The sequence below is a fragment of the Asanoa iriomotensis genome, from assembly GCF_016862515.1.
Lineage (GTDB): Bacteria > Actinomycetota > Actinomycetes > Mycobacteriales > Micromonosporaceae > Asanoa > Asanoa iriomotensis.
Genome location: NZ_BONC01000031.1, coordinates 41538 through 61266, shown reverse-complemented (window position 1 = coordinate 61266; position 19729 = coordinate 41538). Strand labels below are relative to the sequence as shown.

Below are 19729 nucleotides of genomic sequence, written 5' to 3'. Positions count from 1 at the left end.
CCGCTGTGACGGTTCGGCAGGTGCGGCTCTTCGGTGACCCGGTGCTGACGATGGCCGCGGATCCGGTCACCTCGTTCGACAAGTCGTTGCGGACACTGGTCAAGGACCTGACCGAGACGCTGCGCGACCAGCGCGGATCCGGGCTCGCCGCGCCTCAGGTGGGCGTGCCGCTGCGGGTGTTCGTCTTCGACGTGGACGGCGTACGCGGGCATCTGGTGAACCCGTCCCTGGATTTCCCGTCCGACGAGGAGCAGATCGGGCCCGAGGGCTGCCTGTCGATTCCGGGGCTCTATTACGACACGCGGCGGCGGCTGCACGCCGTCGGCCGGGGTGTGGACGAGCACGGGCGGGCGGCGCAGGTGGTCGGCACGGCGGAGGTGGCGCGCTGTCTGCAGCACGAGACCGACCATCTCGACGGGGTGCTGTTCCTGGATCGGCTCGACGCTCCGACGCGGCGGACGGCGATGCGCGAGATCCGGGCCGCGGACTGGACCGGGCGGGTGAAGGTCAGTCCACACCCTCTCCGGGGTCTGCTGCGGTGAATGCTTCGCCATCGCGTAGGACCGGCACGCGGCCCGAGGCGTTGATCTCCAGCGCGATCGTGACGTCGTCCCGGAAGCCGATCGCGGTGAGCTCGCGGCCGGACGCACTGTCCATGATGGCTGCTCGGAGGTCGGCAGTTCCCTGGTAGGCCTGGGCGGCCGTGCGCGCCTCCGGTGACAACCGGTCCGCGGCACCGCAGGCGGCGATGATCGCGCCGGCGCCGAGGAGGTCCTCCAGGGCCGGACGGAGGCTGCCGTCGGGCCAGCGCTCCCCCGCCGCGATCACGGTCAGCGGGCGGTCGGGCGTACCCACATCGTTGTCGCTCAGCCAGCGACCGACCGCTTCGGCGTTGCGGAGGCTGCCGGCGACGAGGCCGCAGTGGTCCTTGATCGCGGCGGCGATGGCGGAGCCGTTCGGCGACGGGAGCACCAGGTCGGGAATGTGCTTCGCATCGCGCAGGGCCGCCGGCGAGAGCGACCAGGGCTGCTCCGCCGTCACCGCGCGGCGCCCCACGGCGACCGGCAGCGCTGTCTGCTCCCCCACATCGTGCCAGGCGCGCGGGTGCACCCGCGTGCCGGCGTCGACCAGGACCGACACCGAGGTGGTGAAGGACAGGACGTCGACCACGACGGCGTACGCGCTGCCCGGCGCGAGCCGGCGGGCCCCCTCCGGGCCCCAGTCGAACCGGACGCCGTACCCGCGTTGCAGCCATGCCTCCATGCGGTAGAGGGTCACACAGGAGCGGGCCGGGCCGGCAGGATGGCCGGATGGATCTCCCTGTCCGGCTGCGGCCGGTGTCCGACGACGACGACCTCGACATGTTCCGCCGCTTCTGCGTCGAGCCGGGGCTGATCGGGCTCGACTGGCGGGGGTTCCAGGACGCGCAGGGTGTCGCGCGCCGCTTCGCCGAGGACGGGTTCCTCGGGGAGCGCGACGGGCGGCTGGTGGTCGACGCCGGCGGCCGGCGGGCGGGGTTCGTGAGCTACACCGAGGGCTTGTACGCGGGTCGCGGACCGTATTTCGAGATCGGCATCGCGCTGCTGCCGGACTTCCGGGGCCGCGGTCTCGGGTGGCGGGCCCAGGCGATGCTCTGTGACTACCTGTTCGCGCTCTCGCCGGTGCAGCGGATCCAGGCCGGGACGCACGCGGAGAACATCGCCGAGCAGCGGTCGCTGGTGAAGGCGGGTTTCCAGCTCGAGGGCGTGGTGCGCGCGTGCGAGTTCCGCGACGGCGCCTGGCGCGACGGCTACCTTTACAGCCGGCTGCGCACCGACCCGGCGCCGGAGGTGTGATTTTCTGTCGTACCCGTGTGGTCTGGTGATGGCATGGCTACCCGCTACTACACCGCGACCACGATCGACGGCTACATCGCCGACGCCGACAACTCGCTCGACTGGCTCTTCGAGGTCACCGACCGCGACGATCGCTTCGCACCGTTCTTCGCGGGCATCGGCGCGTTCGCGATGGGCGCGACCACCTACGAGTGGATGCTCGACCACGAGAAGCTCCTGGAGCAGCCGGAGAAATGGCAGGAGTGGTACGCCGACCGCCCGCTATGGGTGTTCACGCACCGTGACCTGCCGCGCATCCCGGGCGCCGCGATCACCTTCGTCTCGGGCGACGTCCGCCCGGTCCACGCGGCGATGACCGAGGCGGCCGGCGACCGCGACATCTGGCTGGTCGGCGGCGGCGAGCTGGTCGGCACCTTCGCCGACGCGGGCCTGCTGGACGAGCTGATCCTCGGCGTGGCCCCGGTGACACTGGGCGCCGGCGCCCCGGTCCTACCGCGCCGCCTACCGTCGTCACGCCTGACGCTGACAACGGCGGAGCAGGTGGGCCCCTTCGCCTACCTGACCTACCGCGTGTCCTGACCGGGTCGCGCATCGCGGCCGGTGGCCGGCTGGTCCGGCGCTTCGACCGGCGGCGCGGCAGCGCCGACGCCTGCGTCGACGGCGGTGGCCGGCCGGCACGACCGACGCGGAGGCCGCGGTCGGGCAGGCCGTGCAAGCAGAGGGCGCTCCTGGGTTGTGGCTGGGTCAGGGCAGGAGGGCGAGGAAGGCTTCGGGGGTGAGTGCGCCTGGGCGGATGTGGTCGCGGGCCGCGCGGTTGACGAGTTGGCGGGCCAGCTCGTTGGCCGGGGTCGGCACGCCGTGGAGACGGCCGAGCAGCACGATCTCGCCGTTGAGATAGTCGGCTTCGACCGTGCCCGTGCCGCGGGCCAGGCTCTGCCAGCTCGAGCCGCCGCCGCGCGGCGTGCCCTCGACGGGCTGGAGGTTGAGCAGGCCCGTGCGGCGCTGCGCGTCCTCCTGCGAGGAGGCGACGTCGATGCCGGCCGCGCGCAGCACCTCGGTGGCTTCCGCGCGGAGCAGCGCGTCGATCGCGTCGACGCCGTCCGCGTCGGGGCCGCACAGGGCCTGGAGCGCGTTGCCGAGGTTCATCAGCAGTTTGGCGTACTTCCAGCGCATGATGTCCGGAAGCGCCTCCGCCGAGAAGCCGGCCGCGCGCAGGCCCGCCGCGAGCGTCTCCGCGGTGTCGTCGACGCCGCCCGGGTAGCGGCCGAGGTCCAGGCCGCCGGGCGTCGGTGCGCTGTGCGCGACCACGACGCCGGGCGCGAGGTGGGTGGCGGGCAGCACCACGTGCACGCCGTAGACGTTAGGGAAGAGCCGCAGGGCGGCGCGTTCGTTGGCGACCCCGTTCTGCAGGCAGAGCACGGGCGTCTCCGCCGGCGCGACGGCCGCCAGCGGGCGCAGCACGTCGGGGGTGTCCATGCCTTTGACCGCGAGCACCGCGACGTCACCGGGCCGCCACTCGTGCTCGGTCACCGCGGCGACCACCGGCAGTCGCAGCGTCCGCTGCCCCTCGGGCGAGTGCAACGCGAGCCCGTCGCGCCGGATCGCCTCGAGGTGCGCGCCGCGGGCGACCAGCACCACCTCGTGCCCCGCCACGGCCAGCCGGCCACCGACCACACCACCGACGGCGCCCGCGCCCACGATCACCCATCGCACGACCGAAACCTATGTCACGTTCGGCGACGCCAGCCCGTCCTGTGACCATGCCCATCCTCGCGGACCCGATCTGGCCGGTCGCACTCCTCGCCGCGGTCCAGTACGTCGACGCGGCCATGTGCTGGAAACCGATGGACGTCGTCCGCCGCTGCCTCGACGACGTCCACGCCCCACAGGCGATCCGGCCGCTGCTCACTCCGCTCAAGCTGGCCGCCGGCAGCGGCCTCCTCCTGGGCCTGGTCGTGCCCTACCTGGGCGTGCTGACCTGCGCGTCGTTGGTCGCCTACTTCGCGGTCGCGGTCACGATGCACATCCGCGCCCGCGACCTCGGCCGCAACTTCCGCAACGCGGTCGGCTTGGGCGTGGCGTCGGGCCTCGTCAGCCTCTGCTACCTATGAACGGCGCCCGCAGCCGGGCCGGGTCGATCGCCGGACCGGTGGTGACGACCACGTCCGCGGCCCGGCCGTCAGGCCGTCAAGGATGGATGAAGCGCCCGCCGGGCTCGGCCAGCCATCATGGCTCAGGTGCCGCGCCTCGGCCTGGTAGCCCGATGACCGCGGGAACCCGGTTCCAGGCAACACTCGCCGCCCGTGGTGCCCAGGTCGGCTGCCGGGCCGAGTCGCCTCCGCCGCCTAGGAGCGGCTCAGACGGCTGGTTCGGATCTGGCCGAACGCAGCGTGATCAGCGTGATCTCGCTGGGGGCGAACACCCGGAACGGTGGGCCCCAGAAGCCGGTGCCGCGGCTGGTGTAGAGCTGCGTTCGCTCGCCGTGCCGGGTCAGGCCGTGGAGGACCGGCTGGTCCGTGAGGACCAGGTAGTGGAACGGCCAGATCTGGCCGCCGTGCGTGTGGCCGGAGATCTGCAGGTCGATGCCGTGCGCCACCGCGCCGTCGATCTGGCGTGGCTGGTGGGCGAGGAGCAGGACCGGCAGGGTCGGGTCGGCGCCGGCTAGCGCCGCGGCGTGGTCCGTGTGGTGGCCCGCCTCGCCGGACGCGGCCGCGGTGCGGTCGTCGACGCCGGCTACGACCAGGCTCGCGCCGTCGCGGGTCAGCACGATGTGCCGGTTGTGCAGCGCGTCCCAGCCCAGGTCGCGCATGTGGTCGAGCCAGGCCTGGCCCTCGGAGAAGTACTCGTGGTTGCCGGTCACGTACGCCCGCCCGTACCGGGCCTTCACCTGGCCCAGCGGTGCCGCCTGTTCCAGCCGCTCCGCGACCGTGCCGTCGGCGATGTCGCCGGTGTGGCAGACCAGATCGGCGTCGAGGGCGTTGACGACGTCGACCACGCCGGCCGACCAGCGCACCCGGTTGATCGGGCCGTAGTGCGTATCGGTCAGCAGCACCATCCGCAGGCCGTCGAGCCCGGCGCCCAGGCGATCGAGGGTCACCTCGACCGCGCGTACCCGGGAGACCCGCATCGCCTCGTAGTGGCCCCAGCCGAGCAGCACCGCGGCGGCCAGCACGGCGGCGCCGGCGGTGACCCGGGACCGGAGGGGATCGTCGACGCCGGCCAGGAACAGCGCCAGGCGGACGAACTGGCTCAGCAGCGAGCAGGTGAACAGCACCCAGATGACGCCCAGCATGGTGTCGCCGATCCGGGCGGCCCAGTCGCGATGGCGACGCCCGTGGCCGAGCATCATCAGCCGGGTGTACGCCAGGGCGCCGAAGAAGAAGACCGCGCCGCCGAGGCCGAGCACCCACCCGGGCCAGTCCTGTCCCGCGAAGACCAGCAAGCCGCACGGCACCCCGAACAGCAGGAGCACCATCGTGGCGAGGGTGGCCACCGTCCGGCGCCGGCGACGGGGCCGGTCCGGCGGCGGCTCGGGCACGAGCTCAGCTTCGGTCACGGGCAAAGCATGTCACGATCCGTAGGCTTCCCCTTTGGACCTACGGGAGGTTCGCCTCGACGACATCGTTGACGATTCGGGTGCGGAGCACCGGCTGGTCCGAGCCCGCCGGCCCGTGCATGACCAGGCCGTCGCGGAGGCGGAACGTGCTGCCGTGCCACGGGCACTCGACGCAGGCGTCGCCGTCGATGTCGACCACGTGGCCCTCGCCGAGCGGGCCGGTCTCGTGGCCGCACCGCTCCAGCAGCACGGAGACGCTGTCGCCGTTGCGGTAGACCAGCACCGGGACCTCGCCGATGCTGCGGGAGACGGGCATGCCGTGCGGCAGCGCGCTCACGTCGGCCACCGGGTGCCAGCCGTCGCTGATCCGGTGCAGCTCCGTGGCCGCCTGGTTGACCTGCGCGCCCTGCACGTAGGCCAGATGCCCGCCCAGGTACGCGCTCGCGTTCAGCAGACCGAACCCCGCGAAGCCGAGCATCCGGCCGCGGCTGTGGTCGCCGTTCAGCCGAGCCAGCAGGGACCCGCCGTAGAGCCCGAGTGCGACCACGTTCGCCGCGAGGTGGACCAGCCCCACCCGGCGCTGCTCTTTGTCCAGCTCAGACCAGTCGGTGGCGCCCGCCAGAGCGGTCAGCGGCGCCGCGGTCATGCCGACCCCGACCAGGGTGGTCGCCGGCACCTCCTGACCACGAATGAGGTCGAGGATCGCGGCGCTGGTCAACGAGCCCAGCGTGAACGAGGCCAGCGCGGGGTGCACGGCATGACCGGTCGGCACGCCGTGCAGCGCGTCCCGCAGCGTGCGGGGCTTCACCACCGCCTGCAGGGCCCGCTGAAGTGGATCACTGATCCGGTCGAGTCCGGACGCCTGTTCGAGTCGGGTCATGAGCTGTCTCATCAGCTCCGGATTCCCCTGGCCCCGCACCCCAAACGCCTACAAGGCGGGCGTAGTGACCGCTTAGGGAGATCAACTCGCCACCGCCAACCGGGGGTGGCGGACGGTCGGTGGGCCTGATCGGGTGCGGGCGCGCCTCGGTCCGCAGTGCTCCTTCGAGCCTGTCGCGCACGGTCGTGCGTATCCCCTTATGGTCTGGTCATTGATCGGCGCGGATCGGTTTGTCGCTGGCGGCGGCCAACCGCTCCAGCAGGCCCGCGGCGATGCCCAGCAGGTCGCGTTCCGCGTCCGTCAGCTCGTGCGTGATGAGTGCCGCGACGTAGGCATCGCGCGGGCGCATCTCCGCGAGCAGCATGCCGCGGCCCTGGTCGGTGATGGTGACGAGGGACTGCCGGCGGTCGTCGGGGTCCGGGGCGCGGTCGATCAGCTCCCGGGCCTGGAGCGAAGCCAGCACCCGGGTGAGCGTCTGCGGCTTGGCGCCGAGCCGATCGGCGAGCTCGCCCGGTGTCAGCGTGCCGTGCCGGTGGAGCTGGCCGAGGACCGCCGTCTGGGTGAGGGTCAGCAGGCCGGCCCGCTCGGAGTGGACCCGCTCGCTGTAGGCCGCCACGCCGGCGCGGACCCGGCGCGCGACGGCGAGGTCGGGACTCGTACGCATTCGCTGACGATATCCGCTCGTGTTTTAGCGGGCCGAGGCCCGTTGGTCGTAAGCTCATGCGTATCAATTGAGTTATCCACAGGCCTTCCTGCGGCGGGCTTGCGGCCTCATAGAATCGCCGGGTGGCGACGTCAGCGGAGATGGTAGGAGCCGAGCCGGTCGAGGTGCTGCGGCGGTTGTTCGGCTACGACACGTTCCGGGGCCAGCAGGCGGAAATCATATCTACGCTGGTCGATGGGGGTGACGCACTGGTTCTGATGCCGACCGGCGGCGGCAAGTCGCTGTGCTACCAGATCCCGGCGATCGTCCGGCCCGGCGTCGGCGTGGTGATCTCGCCGCTGATCGCGCTGATGCAGGACCAGGTCGACGCGATGCGCGCGCTGGGCGTGCGGGCGGGCTTCGTCAACTCCACCCAGGAGTGGGCCGAGCGGCGCGACACCGAGGAGGCGTTCACCCGCGGCGAGCTCGACCTGCTCTATCTCGCGCCCGAGGCGCTGGGCTCGGTCAACACGATGCGCCTGCTGGAGCGCGGGCGAATATCCCTGTTCGCGATCGACGAGGCGCACTGCGTGGCGCAGTGGGGTCACGACTTCCGGCCCGACTACCTGGGGCTGTCGGTGCTGCACGAGCGCTGGCCCGACGTGCCGCGGATCGCGCTGACCGCGACCGCGACCACCGCCACCCGCGACGAGATCGCGACCCGGCTCAACCTGACCGACGCCAAGCGGTTCGTGGCGAGCTTCGACCGGCCCAACATCCAATATCGGATCGTTCCGAAGAAGAGCCCGACCACCCAGCTCCTCGATTTCCTCCGCACCGAGCACAAGGACGACGCCGGCATCGTCTACTGCTTGTCGCGGGCGTCGGTCGAGCGCACCGCGGAGCTGCTGGTGACCAACGGTGTGGCGGCGCTGCCTTACCACGCGGGCCTCGACGCCCGCACGCGCGCGGCCAACCAGTCGCGGTTCCTGCGCGAGGACGGCCTGGTCATGGTGGCCACGATCGCGTTCGGCATGGGCATCGACAAGCCCGACGTGCGGTTCGTCGCCCACCTCGACCTGCCGAAGTCGGTCGAGGGCTACTACCAGGAGACGGGCCGGGCCGGGCGCGACGGGCTGCCGTCCACGGCGTGGCTGGCCTACGGGCTGCAGGACGTGGTGCAGCAGCGCAAGATGATCGAGACGTCCGACGCCGACCGCAACCGGCGCCGTGCGCTGGCCCAGCACCTCGACGCGATGCTGGCGCTGTGCGAGACGGTCACGTGCCGGCGGGTCCAGCTGCTGGCCTACTTCGGCGAGGCCGACGGCGAGCCGTGCGCCAACTGCGACACGTGCCTGACACCGCCGTCGTCGTTCGACGGCACGATCGCCGCGCAGAAGCTGCTGTCCACGGTGCTGCGGCTCGACCGGGAGCGCAACCAGCGGTTCGGTGCGGGCCAGTTGATCGACATCCTGCTCGGACGGTCGACCGACAAGGTGACCCGCTTCCGGCACGACCAGCTATCGGTCTTCGGGATCGGCACGGAGCTGTCGGAGGCGGAGTGGCGGGGCGCGGTGCGGCAACTGCTGGCGCAGGGGCTGCTCGCGGTCGAGGGCGACTACGGCACGCTGTCGCTGACCGACGCGAGCCGGTCGGTGCTGTCGAAGGAACGCCAGGTCATGCTGCGGCGCGACCCGGTGAAGGCGCCGCGGGCCGCGGCCAAGACGCCCAAGGCCGCGGCGCCGGCGCTCGCGGGCGAGGCGGTGGGCACGTTCGAGCGGCTGCGCGCCTGGCGGGCGGCGACGGCGAAGGAGCAGAGCGTCCCGGCGTACGTGATCTTCCACGACGCGACGCTGCGCCAGATCGCCACCGACGAGCCGCACACGCTGGCCGAGCTCGGCCGCATCAGCGGGGTCGGCGAGAACAAGCTGGCCAAATACGGCCAGCAGGTGCTCGACGTGCTGGCCGAGTCGATGCCGACCGCCGCGCCGGCCGCGGCCCCGAAACCGAGGTCCACTGCCGACGACGACGATCTGTGGGGTGACGAGGAGCTGGTGGAGCCTGACTACGACGACTAGCCGTTGTCACGCAGGTTGGCGCGGCGCTCGCGGAGCTCGTGTTCGTCGATCTCACCGCGCGCGTACCGCTCGGCCAGCGTGTGTTGCGCCGCGTGCCGGGCGCTGCGGCGCGGCGACCGGTTCCAGATGAAATAGCCGATCACCGACACCACCAGCACCCAGAACAGGATCGGGAACACGATCCACCAACCGGGACCGCCGTGGTTCCAGGGACCGTTGTGCCACGCGGGATCGGCGGCGTGCGTCGTGAGCTGTGCCAACATCGTGAGCTCCTCACCGAGAAGGACTGTCCGTAACGCTCTCGACGGTCCCCCACGCGGCCCGGCCCGACGTCGGCCCGGAAGCGACATCCGGCGTACGCAATCGGGCGCAGGCCCAGGGCCTTCCTCTTGTGCCAGGGTGGTGCGCCGGCGAGGTCCAGGCGGCGTCCGGGCGTGCGCGGTGACCGGTCGGATACCGGCGTTGTATCCGGGCGGTCTCCGCGTGCGGTCGGACGCCGCCTGGGCCCGGCGGGGCGCCGCCATGGCACAAGAGGCAGGCCCTAACTTGAAGTGATGAATGGTGTGATGCGCGCCGTGGGTTATCGGCGGCCGTTGCCGGTCTCCGACCCGGAGAGTCTGGTCGACGCCGAGGTGCCGGTGCCCACGCCCGGCCCGCACGACCTGCTCGTGCGGGTCGAGGCCGTCTCGGTCAACCCCGCCGACGTCAAGTCGCGGTCGGGGAGCGACCCGAAGGGCTTCCGGATCCTCGGGTACGACGCCGCGGGCGTGGTCACGGCCGTCGGCGACGCGGTGACGAGGTTCGCGGTCGGTGACGAGGTCTGGTACGCGGGCCAGATCGACCGTCCCGGCAGCAACGCGCAGTTCCAGCTCGTCAACGAGAACATCGTCGGCCCGAAGCCGGCCACCCTCGACTTCGCCGACGCCGCCGCGCTGCCGCTGACCACGATCACCGCGTGGGAGATGCTCTTCGACCACTTCGGGCTGACCGCGCAGAGCACGGGCACGCTCCTGATGGTCGGCGCGGCCGGCGGCGTGGGTTCGATGGTCGTGCAACTGGCCCGGGCGCGCACGGGTCTGACCATCATCGGCACCGCCCGCCGCGGCGAGTCGCGCCAGTGGGCGACGGAGATGGGCGCCCACCACGTCGTCGACCGGCACGACCTGATGGCTTCGGTGCACGCCTTGGTGCCGGACGGCGTCGACTACATCATCAGCCCGTTCTCGAAGGGCAACATCGAGACGTACGCGGCGCTGATCCGCCCCCTCGGCCACATCGCGGCGACGGACGAGCCCGAGGGCCTGGACCTGCTCCCCCTCAAAGCGAAGAGCGTGACCTGGCACTGGGAGCTGATGTTCACGCGCCCGATGCTGCTCCCGGCGGACAGCTACCAGCACGACCTGCTGACGGAGACGGCGAGACTCGTTGACGCGGGCCGCCTCCGCACAACCGCCACCACTCGCCTGAGTCCACTGAACGCGGCTACCCTCCGCGACGCCCACGCCCGGGTCGAAAGCTCCGGCGCCATCGGCAAGGTGGTCGTCAGCACCGCCTAGGGTGCGGGGGTGATTAATCAGGGTGACTACTGGTGGGAGCCACCGTTCGCGGGCACGGAGGCCGAGCAGGTCGTCGGCGCGCTCGAGCGGGTGCGCGCCAAGTTCCGGTGGAAGGTTGCCGGTCTTGACAAGGACGGCCTGAATGCCCGGGTGGGCGCCAGCACCACCACGATCGGCGGGCTGCTGAAGCATCTCGCGGCGGTCGAGGACGGCACGTTCACGTTGCGGATGACCGGCGAGCCGATCGGAGCGCCGTGGGATGCCAACGGGTGGGACGGCAGCAACGACTGGGAGTTCGGGTCGGCGGCCGAGGACACTCCTGACGAGTTGTACGCACTGTGGGACGGTGCCGTCGCCCGGTCGCGGGTGCGGCTCGCCGCCGCGTTGGCGGAGGGCGGGCTCGACCAGATGGTGCATCGGACCTGGTTGGACGGATCCCGATACAACATGCGGCGGCTGCTCGGTGATCTGACCGAGGAGTACGCGCGCCACACCGGACACGCGGACATGCTCCGGGAGGCGGTCGACGGCCGGGTCGGCGTCTATCCGCCGGCGGGCTGGCAACCGACCGCGCCGTAGGCACGACGCGCATGAGTTACACGGGCGTCACCTCGACGACGGCGCGTACGACCGCATCACCGGCCACCAGGGACGGGTCGTTGTGGTCCGCGCCGTCGACGGTGACGACCCGCGTCAGGCGGGCGGCGCGGTCAGCGACCGTGCGGCTCTGCTCGGGCGGCACGATCGTGTCCGCCGTGCCGAGGACCACGACCGTCGGCGCGTCCACGTGGGCGATCCGGTCCGCCACCGGGAACCGATCCTTCAGCAGGAGACGCACCGGCAGCCACGGGTAGTGCGCGCTCCCCACGGCGGCCAGGTCGCTGAAGGGCGACCGCAACACCAGGCCGGCGGGCGGGTGCTCGGTGGCGAGCTCGGTGACCACCGCCGCGCCGAGGCTCTCACCCAGATAGACGACCCGGTCCGCGGTGACGCCGGGCTGGTCGAGCAGGGCTTCCCGGGCCGCGCGCACGTCCCGGGCCAACCCGTCCTCGGTCGGGCTGCCAGGGTTCCCGCCGTAGCCGCGGTAGTCGAACAGCAACACCGTGAACCCCTCCGCGGCCAACGCGACCGCGAGCGGGACCCGGTGCTGCCGGTTGCCGGCGTTGCCGGGCGCGACGAGCACGGCGGCCCGCCGGTCTTCCACCCCGGACGGCGGCACGAGCCAGGCGCCGAGGGTCAAGCCGTCGCTCGTACGCAGAAGCAGGTCCCGGCCGCCCACCACCGCGCCGGCTGCTGGGCCCACCGCCGACCGGTCAGGAAAGTAGATCAGCCGGCGTTGCACCAGCCACACCGTGACGAGCAGCAGCGCGCCGACCACCGCCAGCGCGAGCACGACCCGCGGAAGTGTGCGCACACCACATCATTCTGCGGCATCGCGCGTGCCGTCCGCCGACTCCTCCTCCGCTTCCTGCCCGCCGTCGCTCACGTCGCCGCGGTGGCCGCGGCGTGGCACGCTCCGAACCCCTCCGCGCGGGCGACTATGCGGCCGTCGCGGATCAGGATCGCCGCTTCCGTCGCGTCGCTGACCGCCGGCACGCCGGCCGCCGCGGCCAGTGCGCCCGTGTCGTCGTGCAGCACCGCCAGTCGCGGCAGCGCCGTGGGTGGGAAGGCGGCCCGCAGGCACGTTTCCACCTCGGCCAGTGCCAGGCGGGCCAGGGCCGACAGTTCCCCCGGGTCGCTGCTGACCAGGACCAGTGTCACGTCCGTGCCCGGCGGGGTCGCGCGGACCGCCTCCTCCACCGCGCCCAGGCGGTGCAGGCCCAGAATGGCGACCACACCACCGGACGGGCCGCCGGGCGGCGGCGACCAGCGCTCGTCGACCGGGCGGGGTCGCACCGCGTACGGCAGGTGTGGTGGGAGCCACGCGTCGTCGAGGTCCAGGTCCGCGAGTTGGGCGCAGGACCGGACCACGTCGAACGGTTCCACGAAACCCGGTGCCGCGGCGGCCAACTGGGTCGCTCCGTGCAATGTGGTCAGTGCGCTCTCCGCGATGCGGACCCGGCGGCCGGTGCGGGTGCGCAGGTGGGCGAACGCCAGGTTCTCCAGGGCCAGGCCCAGCAGCAGGGCATTGAGCTTCATCAGCTGCGCGTACGGCCAGCGGGTGCGCTCGTCGGCCATGATCTCCGGCAGCAGGTCCACGCCCAACCGCGACGGGGAACGGTCGTCGTCGGTCCACAGTGGCAACCGTGCGGTCCACGCGCGGGCGAACTCGGCGAGGGCCTCGCGCGGCGACGTCGCAGTCGGCTCGGCGTCCGGGGCGTCCGTCATCGCGGCCGCCCCCAGCACCGCGAAATAGAGCGCGCGCTTGCTCGGGAAGTTCGAGTAGACCGCGCCCCGGGTGAGCTCGGCCCGCTCCGCGATCGCGTCGATCTTGGTCGCCCGGTAGCCGCGTTCCAGGAACTCCGTGCGGGCCGCGGCCAGCACCTTCTCCCGCGTGCGCTGTTGCGCCTCGGCTCGGCTGAGCCTGGCCATGCCGTGTCTCCCGTCGCCTCCCGGCGCGGCGCCGGGGGTGGCGTCGCGGTGGATGTCCGTGTCAAGATATCGCCACCATTCAGATGATGAGAACATCTGATATTAACATCCAGCGAGGTGGAGAGTGGCCTTCGAGCTCACGCTCAGCGATCCGGAACTACTGCGAGACCCCTTCACCGGGTACGCGCACGCCCGCGAGCAGGCACCCGTGGTCGCCTTGGTGGCACCCGGCTTCGGAACCATGTGGGCGGTGACCCGGCACGCCGAGGCGCGGGCCATGCTGGCCGACCACCGGTTCGCCCTCGGCGACGACAGCTTCCAGCGCCTCGACGTGCCTGCCCACTGCCTGCCCTACCTGCGCACCATGCAGCACATGGACGGCGACGAGCACGCCCGCCTGCGCCGCCTGGTGACGCCGGGGTTCAGCGCCCGCCGCGCCGCCGACCTGCGTCCGCGGGTGGAAGCCATCGTCGACTCACTGCTCGACGGACTCGACCGCGCCGCGGACCCGGACGGCACCGTCGACCTGCTGCGGCACTTCGCCACACCGCTGCCGATGGAGGTGATCTGCGAGCTGGTCGGCGTGCCGGCCGAGGACCGTCCACAGTGGCACGTCTACGGCGCCGCCGTCGCGGCCGGCCACGGCAAAGCCTTCGCCAACGCGATCCCGGCGATCATCGAGGGCGCACGCACGACGGTGGCCCGCCGCCGGACATCGCCGGGCGCGGACGTGCTCAGCCAACTCCTCGAAGCCGACGGCCTCACCGACGCCGAACTGATCACCTTCGTCTGGCACCTCGTGCTCGCCGGCCAGACCCCGACCAACCTGATCGTCAACGCGATCCCGACCCTGCTGGACCACCCCGACCAACTCACCGCGTTCCGCACCGGCCAGGCCCCCGGCACCGTCGAGGAACTCCTCCGCTGGTGCGGCCCGCAACTGCTGACCATCCCCCGCCAGGCCCGCGAGGACGTCGACCTGTGCGGCGAGCGGATCCACAAGGGCGAGCCGGTCACCGCCGTGCTGGCCGCCGCCAACCGAGACCCCAGAGCCTTCACCGAACCAGACCGCTTCGACGTGCACCGCACGCCCAACAACAACCTGAGCTTCGCCCACGGCGCCCACTTCTGCCTCGGCGCACCGCTGGCCCGCGTCCAAACCGAGGTGGCACTGACCGCACTCTTCAACCGCCACCCGAACCTGACGGTGGCCGCCAAGACCGACAGAATCCCCGACCCCGCCACCTGGCGCCTGCCGTCGCTGAGGGTCCGCCTTGCCTAGCGCCCGCCTTGCCGATCAACGCGCCCCGCGACGACCCAGCCTCCGCCAGGCGGCGTCCCGAGGGATATCCCGGACCATCACCACGTTGATCGACAAAAATCGGGACCACGGCCGCCGCGCCGCGGAAGCGCCTCGGCGACGCCATAGAGCTCGGCTGCAAAGGGCGACCACTGACGCTCATCCGCCTGTGCTCCGTCGAGCACATGCCCAAAGCACCACCCCGTGCGAGAAAGGCGGCCGGCCTGCCGGACAAGCGCGGCATCCGAGCTTGCCTCGCGTCAGCCGGCCTGGCTTGCCATCCTGATCCGATGCCGAAGCTCACCGAGGACCGATACAAAGCCACGATGGCGCCGCATCCGGTCAGAGTCGACCCGGACGAGGAGCCGCCGTTCGACTTCTGGCCTTACTTCGAGGCCATTCCGCCCGAGGACTTCGGTGGTCACGACTTCTCGGCCGGAGCGGTTCCTTACGCCTGGCGGATGCCCGCAAGCGCCTACGAGCACGTCCTCGTGCGAAGCGAGACACCCAACGTGTTCCTGGTGCTCGTGCTCGACGTGGTCGACAACTCCGTAGTAGGCCACCATCTGCTCGACCTCAACCGGCTCTACGGCGTGCCTTGAGCCGCAGAGGCTTGGGCCAACAGGTAACACCGCCGGCTGGGGAACTCGGCGCCGGCGATCGGCTCGCGCAGGGTCGTGGCCGCGATCGAGAAGCCGGCCGACTCCAGGTCCGCGGTGACCGACGCCGGGTCCAGGTAGTAAGCGTCCAGGTCCACCGACGACCCGAACCACTCACTCAAGTGATGCGCGCTGCCGGGCGGCTGGTCGGCCGCGGACACGTGGAACGACACCAGCACCCACCCGCCCGGCGTCAACACGCGGGCGAACTCCCCGAAAGCCCGCGCCCGTGACGCCGCGTCCAGGTGGATGATCGAGTAGAACGCGACGATCCCCGACCACGAACCGGAAGCCACCGGCAGGTCGAGCATCGAGCCCACCTCGAAGCTCAGCTCCGGCGCCGCCGACCGGGCGATCTCCACCATCGCCGGCGACAGGTCGATGCCGACGACCGCCCGGTGGCGCGCGGCCAGATAGCGCGTCACGTGCCCGGGGCCGCAGCCCACGTCGGCGACGAGACCTGGGCACAGCTCGAGCAGCGCGTCGAGCAGCGCCCGGTCGACCGGCTTCGCCGCGAGTTCGGACCGCAATGCCGCGTCATAAGCCGAGGCGACCGTGTCGTACGTGTCCCGGATCCGGCTCTCCGACATTCCGGGAACGCTACCTGTTGACCATCTCCGGATGCGCGGCGATGTACGCGTCGGCCGTGCCCGCCTTGATCGCCGCGAAGAACTGCTTCGCCTCCGGCTGCAGGGCCTCGCCGGCGTACGAGCCGCTCGAGTTGCGTACCGTGCCGCCCTTCAGTTTGATCATTGTGATCGAGTCCTCGCGCATGTGGCGCAGCGCCAAGGCGAACTCGGCCACGCTGTGCCCCCGCCCGTTGAACACCAGCGACTCCCCCGCCGCCCGGATCACCCGGTCGAGCTTGGGGAAATCCGTCAGCACATCCTTACTAAGTGCCTGCTGGGCCATCGCCTTCACGAACTGCTGCTGGTGCCGCTGCCGGCCATAGTCGCCGTCCTTGACGCCGTAACGCTGCCGCACGTAGTCCAGCGCCTGCCACCCGTTGAACTTGTGCGTGCCCTTCACGTACTTGGCGCGCGGCCCGTAATAAGGATGCTCACACCCGCACCCGTTGTTGGGCCGGTGCTTCCCCTCGGGCGTCATGTGCTCCGAGTAGACGACGTCCTGGTCGACCGTCATCGTGACGCCGCCCATCGCGTCGACGATCTTCTTGAAGCCGCTGAAGTTGACGATGGCACCGGCGTCGAACCGCTCGATCCCCGTGTACGCGCTCACCGTCTTCGACAGCAACTCGAATCCCTTGGCCCGGTCGGGCTTGCCTCCGCCGGGGACCTGGCTGCCCCGGGCCATCGCGGCGTTGAGCTTGTCCTCGCCGCCCTTGTAGCCCGATTTCGGGAATGCCGGAATGTCGACCACCAGGTCGCGCGGCAGCGAGAACAGGTAGCCACGGTCGAGCCCGTCCGGAACATGCATGATCATGATGGAGTCGGCCAGCGGCAGCTGGGTCTCCTCGCGCGGGTCGATGCCGACCAGCAGGATGTTGAGCGGGCCCTTGATGTCGCTCTCGGGCTCGACCTCGTTGCCCTCGCCGAACAGGTCCTCGGTGGTGACCGCGCCCTCGTAGCGGGCCAGCAGCGCCTGCGACGTGACGATCAGGCCGCCGCTCGCGACCATCAGGATCGCACCGACGATCACACAGACCCGGGCCCAGCGAGGGATGGACGAGAGTCGGCTCTTCGGAGAGGTATCGGTAGCGGATTCGGACTTGGGGGGATTGTCGGGCGGCATGCGGCGTCCTCCCGGTCGCTTATCTAGAGAGACGCATCCTGATACCCAATGCGTTGCGCTCTTTACCTTGACCCTTGGGCAAGGTGAAGACTTGTTCTCATGGACGTGCGTGAGCTGACCATCGGTGAGTTCGGCCGGCGGACAGGTTTGTCAGCAAAGGCCCTGCGACTGTATGAAGTGTCCGGTCTGCTCCGACCAGCGAACGTCGACCCGGCCACGGGCTATCGACGCTACAGCACCGAGCAGGTCGAACGCGCTCGCCGGATCAGCCTGCTGCGCCAACTCGACATGCCGCTCGCCGTGGTCGCCGAGGTGCTCGCCGGCGACGACACCGAGGCCGCGATCCGGCTCGAACGCTGGTGGCAGGCACAGGAGGCGCAGGTCAACTCGCGCCGGGGCAGCGTGGAATACCTGCGGCAACAACTCACCCAGGGTGGCCCGCCCCGCATCCCCTACCCGGTGACCCTGCTCGACCGGTCCGAGACCAAGGTCGCCTGCATCACCCGCGACTGCGACCAGCAATCCTTGGTGCCGACCACCCTCGCGTGCGCCGCCGAGATCGGTGCACATCTGCGTGCAGCCCAAGCACAACCGCTCGGCGAGCGCTGGATCCTGTTCCACGGCCACGTCACGCCCGACAGTGAGGCGACTGTCGAGATCGGACTCCCGTTCACCGGCACCGTCGAACCTGCCCGCGACATCGCCATCCGGGTCGAGCCGGCGCAGACCATGGCCGCCGTCACGGTCCCACGCGGCGACTGTTTCTATCCCAAGATCATGCTCGCGTACGACGACGTCCAGGACCACGTGCGCGCCGCCGCCCTGCCGGTGACGGGCGCACCGCGCGAGATCTACTTCGCCGAATGGTGCGACATCGGCGACGACGACCCGTTCGTACACGTGGCGGTTCCCGTCAGGACGACCACAATGGAGAGTGAGCTTCGATGAACAACACCCGGCAGACCGCCTTCAGCGACCCCGGGGCCTACGCGCACCTCTTCGACAAGCTGCCCACCGACCCGCGCGAGCTGGCCGCGGTGGTGCGCAACGTGATCACCCACTACCGCGACCCCCGGGTGCGGTTGCCCGCCGACCACGCGGACGACGTCAACCACCGCTGGATCGACCGCCTGCTGGCCACCGACCAGAGCCGGCACGACGCGCCGCTCGACCAGCCGCGCGCCCCCGAGAGCCGCGTCGGTGGCTGCTGCCGCGACTTCTCGCTGCTCGCCGTCGCGATGCTGCGACACCAGGGCGTCCCGGCCCGCATCCGGATCGGCTTCGCCGACTACTTCTTCGTGCCCGGCTGGCACCACGACCACGTGGTCGCCGACTACTGGGACGGCGACCGCTGGGTGCTCGCGGACCCGCAGATCGGCCCCGGCGACTGGCCGTTCGACCCCGACGACATGCCCCGTCCCGAGGACGTCAACGCACCCTTCGCGACCGCCGCCGCGGTGTGGACCGCCTACCGGCGCGGCGAGATCGACCCGGCGACCTACGGCGTGGACCCGTCGATGCCGCTGCGCGGCGACTGGTTCATCCATGGGTACGTGATCGGCGAACTGGCCGCCCGCTATGGCGACGAGGTCCTCCTGTGGGACGTCTGGGGCGACATGTCCGACAGCATCGACGAGGGCGGCGCAAAACTCGCCGACGAGATCGCCGCACTGTTGCTGGCCGCCGACGCCGGCGATGAGGCCGCCGAGGCCGAACTGGCCCGCCGCTACGCCGCCGACGACCGGCTCAACCCGCGCGGCCACGTGACCTGCCTGTCGCCGACCGGCGAGACGTTCGTGGTCGACCTGGCCACCCGGGTCAGCGCGCCTGCACCAGGCCGTGCCGCCCACTGACCCGCCACCGCGGCTCGGCGGCGTCCATCCGCTCGACGGTGGCCCGGTCGAGCCCGACCACCACCTCCGACTTGCAGGTGCGTAGCGCCACGACCGGCACGCCGAGGTCGGCGGCCGCGTCCGCGAACGGCGTCGCCGGGTCCCAGTCGCGGTCGCCGACCAACCGCCGGTAGTTGAGGTCGCCCTTGACGACGACCACCCGGTGCCCGCGCAGGTCGGCACCGAGGTCCGCGGGCAGGTCGTGGAAGTCGAGCGGTGCGCACCAGAACGCGTGTGTACGCACGGCGATGCGCGGATCCGCCGCCCGCCCGAGGCGCGCGCGAGCGGCATCCACATCGGACGCCACCGCGTCGGAGACGTAGTAGGGTGCGGGTTTCACGTGCAGCGTGACCCGGTCCGCGAGCCCGGTGTCGAGCAGCCACCCCGCCAGCACCAGGTCGGCCATGATCTCGCGGCCGCCGTTGTCCGCGACGATGCACACCGGACCCGGCTCGGCCAACGCGTCCGCGAGGAACGCGGTCCGGTCGACCAGCAGCTCGTCCGGCGCGGTGGGGTCAAGAGGCTCCTGCATCCGGAAGCTGAGGTCGACCCGGTTGCCGAACACCGCGGCCTGCACCACCGTGGCGAGCCCCGCGTCCGTCGGCTCGGCCGGCAGGTCCGCCACCCAGGCGAAATCCCGGTCGAGGTCCGGGTCGACCAGTTCCGCGTCCTTCATCGGGCGGAACGGGTCGACGCCCTGCCACGGACCGGGCCGGAAGTAGTCGACGGCGTCCAGGATCCGCCGGTAGAAGTAGCTCTCCGCCCACAGGAACGGCGCGTCCGCCCACGGGCGGCCGAAGTGCCCACGATCCCAGGCGTCCCAGTCGGCGAGGTCCGGCGCGTCGTCGGGCAGCCGGCCGATCACGCCCGTCAGCGACTCGTCGAGCAGCGCGCCCAGCGCCGCCCGCTGTGCCGCCGCATACGGATGCGCCGCACCGACCCGCTCGATCAGCGTGGGGTGCCGGTTGTGGAACACCTCCCGCGCGTACCGTCCAGGGGTCCCGACCAGCAGCTCCGGAGGTGTCGTCCGCACGCCACCATCATCG

The 19729-nt window shown here is 71.4% G+C and carries 21 protein-coding genes and 1 pseudogene; 11 read left to right on the top strand and 11 right to left on the bottom strand.

Annotated elements, in window-relative coordinates; translation table 11 throughout:
- Window positions 1–5 precede the first annotated feature (5 nt).
- Window positions 6–542: a peptide deformylase gene (gene def / locus Air01nite_RS21935; protein ID WP_203704709.1), complete on the top strand. Its 537-nt coding sequence runs from the start codon at window positions 6–8 to the stop codon at window positions 540–542.
- On the opposite strand, the gene Air01nite_RS21930 is transcribed toward def, so the two are convergent.
- A complete protein-coding gene (locus Air01nite_RS21930) occupies window positions 508–1263 on the bottom strand; it encodes a 2-phosphosulfolactate phosphatase (protein ID WP_203704708.1) in 756 nt (251 codons plus the stop codon). The genes def and Air01nite_RS21930 overlap by 35 nt on opposite strands.
- Before the next feature lie 47 nt (window positions 1264–1310).
- On the opposite strand from Air01nite_RS21930, the gene Air01nite_RS21925 reads away from it, so the two are divergent.
- Entirely contained in the window at window positions 1311–1835 is a 525-nt protein-coding gene (locus tag Air01nite_RS21925; protein WP_203704706.1) for a GNAT family N-acetyltransferase, read from the top strand.
- Between the two features lie 33 nt (window positions 1836–1868).
- The gene (locus tag Air01nite_RS21920) at window positions 1869–2414 is read left to right on the top strand and encodes a dihydrofolate reductase family protein (RefSeq protein WP_203704705.1); all 546 of its coding nucleotides are present in this window, start codon (window positions 1869–1871) and stop codon (window positions 2412–2414) included.
- 165 nt (window positions 2415–2579) lie between these two features.
- Here Air01nite_RS21920 and Air01nite_RS21915 read toward each other — a convergent pair whose 3' ends face one another.
- Window positions 2580–3548 carry a ketopantoate reductase family protein gene (locus tag Air01nite_RS21915; protein WP_203704704.1) on the bottom strand — a complete coding sequence of 323 codons (969 nt, stop codon included), beginning with the start codon at window positions 3546–3548 and terminating at the stop codon, window positions 2580–2582.
- 47 nt (window positions 3549–3595) lie between these two features.
- Between Air01nite_RS21915 and Air01nite_RS21910 the strand changes: the two genes are divergently transcribed.
- Window positions 3596–3946, top strand: a complete 351-nt coding sequence (locus Air01nite_RS21910) for a DoxX family protein (protein WP_203704703.1) — start codon at window positions 3596–3598, stop codon at window positions 3944–3946.
- 245 nt (window positions 3947–4191) lie between these two features.
- Here Air01nite_RS21910 and Air01nite_RS21905 read toward each other — a convergent pair whose 3' ends face one another.
- The 3 genes from Air01nite_RS21905 to Air01nite_RS21895 all read right to left on the bottom strand — a co-directional run bounded on the left by Air01nite_RS21905 (window position 4192) and on the right by Air01nite_RS21895 (window position 6935).
- Window positions 4192–5391 carry a metallophosphoesterase gene (locus tag Air01nite_RS21905; protein ID WP_239090878.1) on the bottom strand — a complete coding sequence of 400 codons (1200 nt, stop codon included), beginning with the start codon at window positions 5389–5391 and terminating at the stop codon, window positions 4192–4194.
- A 40-nt stretch (window positions 5392–5431) separates the two neighbouring features.
- Window positions 5432–6271, bottom strand: coding sequence for a Rieske (2Fe-2S) protein (locus Air01nite_RS21900; RefSeq protein ID WP_239090877.1), 840 nt, complete (start codon window positions 6269–6271; stop codon window positions 5432–5434).
- A gap of 208 nt (window positions 6272–6479) precedes the next feature.
- The gene (locus Air01nite_RS21895) at window positions 6480–6935 is read right to left on the bottom strand and encodes a MarR family transcriptional regulator (protein ID WP_203704701.1); all 456 of its coding nucleotides are present in this window, start codon (window positions 6933–6935) and stop codon (window positions 6480–6482) included.
- 140 nt (window positions 6936–7075) lie between these two features.
- Between Air01nite_RS21895 and recQ the strand changes: the two are divergent.
- A pseudogene (recQ, locus tag Air01nite_RS21890) lies at window positions 7076–8902 on the top strand (DNA helicase RecQ); the annotation flags it as partial.
- Between the two features lie 86 nt (window positions 8903–8988).
- Here the strand turns inward: recQ and Air01nite_RS21885 are convergent.
- Complete coding sequence (locus tag Air01nite_RS21885; protein WP_203704699.1) at window positions 8989–9255, bottom strand: SHOCT domain-containing protein; 267 nt, start codon at window positions 9253–9255, stop codon at window positions 8989–8991.
- Window positions 9256–9546: 291 nt separating this feature from the next.
- On the opposite strand from Air01nite_RS21885, the gene Air01nite_RS21880 reads away from it, so the two are divergent.
- A complete protein-coding gene (locus Air01nite_RS21880) occupies window positions 9547–10548 on the top strand; it encodes a zinc-binding alcohol dehydrogenase family protein (protein ID WP_239090876.1) in 1002 nt (333 codons plus the stop codon).
- Window positions 10549–10557: 9 nt separating this feature from the next.
- Entirely contained in the window at window positions 10558–11127 is a 570-nt protein-coding gene (locus tag Air01nite_RS21875) for a mycothiol transferase (protein ID WP_239090875.1), read from the top strand.
- 16 nt (window positions 11128–11143) lie between these two features.
- On the opposite strand, the gene Air01nite_RS21870 is transcribed toward Air01nite_RS21875, so the two are convergent.
- Both Air01nite_RS21870 and Air01nite_RS21865 read right to left on the bottom strand, forming a co-directional pair.
- Window positions 11144–11962: an alpha/beta hydrolase gene (locus Air01nite_RS21870; RefSeq protein ID WP_203704697.1), complete on the bottom strand. Its 819-nt coding sequence runs from the start codon at window positions 11960–11962 to the stop codon at window positions 11144–11146.
- A gap of 68 nt (window positions 11963–12030) precedes the next feature.
- Window positions 12031–13080, bottom strand: coding sequence for a TetR/AcrR family transcriptional regulator (locus Air01nite_RS21865; RefSeq protein ID WP_203704696.1), 1050 nt, complete (start codon window positions 13078–13080; stop codon window positions 12031–12033).
- A gap of 124 nt (window positions 13081–13204) precedes the next feature.
- Here Air01nite_RS21865 and Air01nite_RS21860 point away from each other — a divergent pair, with 124 nt between their 5' ends.
- Both Air01nite_RS21860 and Air01nite_RS21855 read left to right on the top strand, forming a co-directional pair.
- The gene (locus tag Air01nite_RS21860; protein WP_203704695.1) at window positions 13205–14362 is read left to right on the top strand and encodes a cytochrome P450; all 1158 of its coding nucleotides are present in this window, start codon (window positions 13205–13207) and stop codon (window positions 14360–14362) included.
- A 308-nt stretch (window positions 14363–14670) separates the two neighbouring features.
- Window positions 14671–14982, top strand: a complete 312-nt coding sequence (locus Air01nite_RS21855; protein WP_203704694.1) for a hypothetical protein — start codon at window positions 14671–14673, stop codon at window positions 14980–14982.
- Here Air01nite_RS21855 and Air01nite_RS21850 read toward each other — a convergent pair.
- The gene (locus Air01nite_RS21850; RefSeq protein ID WP_203704693.1) at window positions 14967–15629 is read right to left on the bottom strand and encodes a class I SAM-dependent methyltransferase; all 663 of its coding nucleotides are present in this window, start codon (window positions 15627–15629) and stop codon (window positions 14967–14969) included. The genes Air01nite_RS21855 and Air01nite_RS21850 overlap by 16 nt on opposite strands.
- A 10-nt stretch (window positions 15630–15639) precedes the next feature.
- Entirely contained in the window at window positions 15640–16677 is a 1038-nt protein-coding gene (locus Air01nite_RS21845) for an LCP family protein (protein WP_239090874.1), read from the bottom strand.
- 213 nt (window positions 16678–16890) lie between these two features.
- Between Air01nite_RS21845 and Air01nite_RS21840 the strand changes: the two genes are divergently transcribed.
- Together Air01nite_RS21840 and Air01nite_RS21835 are read left to right on the top strand one after the other, a co-directional pair.
- Window positions 16891–17739, top strand: coding sequence for a MerR family transcriptional regulator (locus tag Air01nite_RS21840; RefSeq protein ID WP_239090873.1), 849 nt, complete (start codon window positions 16891–16893; stop codon window positions 17737–17739).
- A complete protein-coding gene (locus Air01nite_RS21835) occupies window positions 17736–18644 on the top strand; it encodes a transglutaminase-like domain-containing protein (RefSeq protein ID WP_203704691.1) in 909 nt (302 codons plus the stop codon). Before Air01nite_RS21840 ends, Air01nite_RS21835 begins: the two co-directional genes overlap by 4 nt.
- Here the strand turns inward: Air01nite_RS21835 and Air01nite_RS21830 are convergent.
- On the bottom strand, window positions 18610–19716 hold the full coding sequence (locus Air01nite_RS21830) for a damage-control phosphatase ARMT1 family protein (protein ID WP_203704689.1): 1107 nt from the start codon (window positions 19714–19716) through the stop codon (window positions 18610–18612). The genes Air01nite_RS21835 and Air01nite_RS21830 overlap by 35 nt on opposite strands.
- Between the last annotated feature and the right edge of the window lie 13 nt (window positions 19717–19729).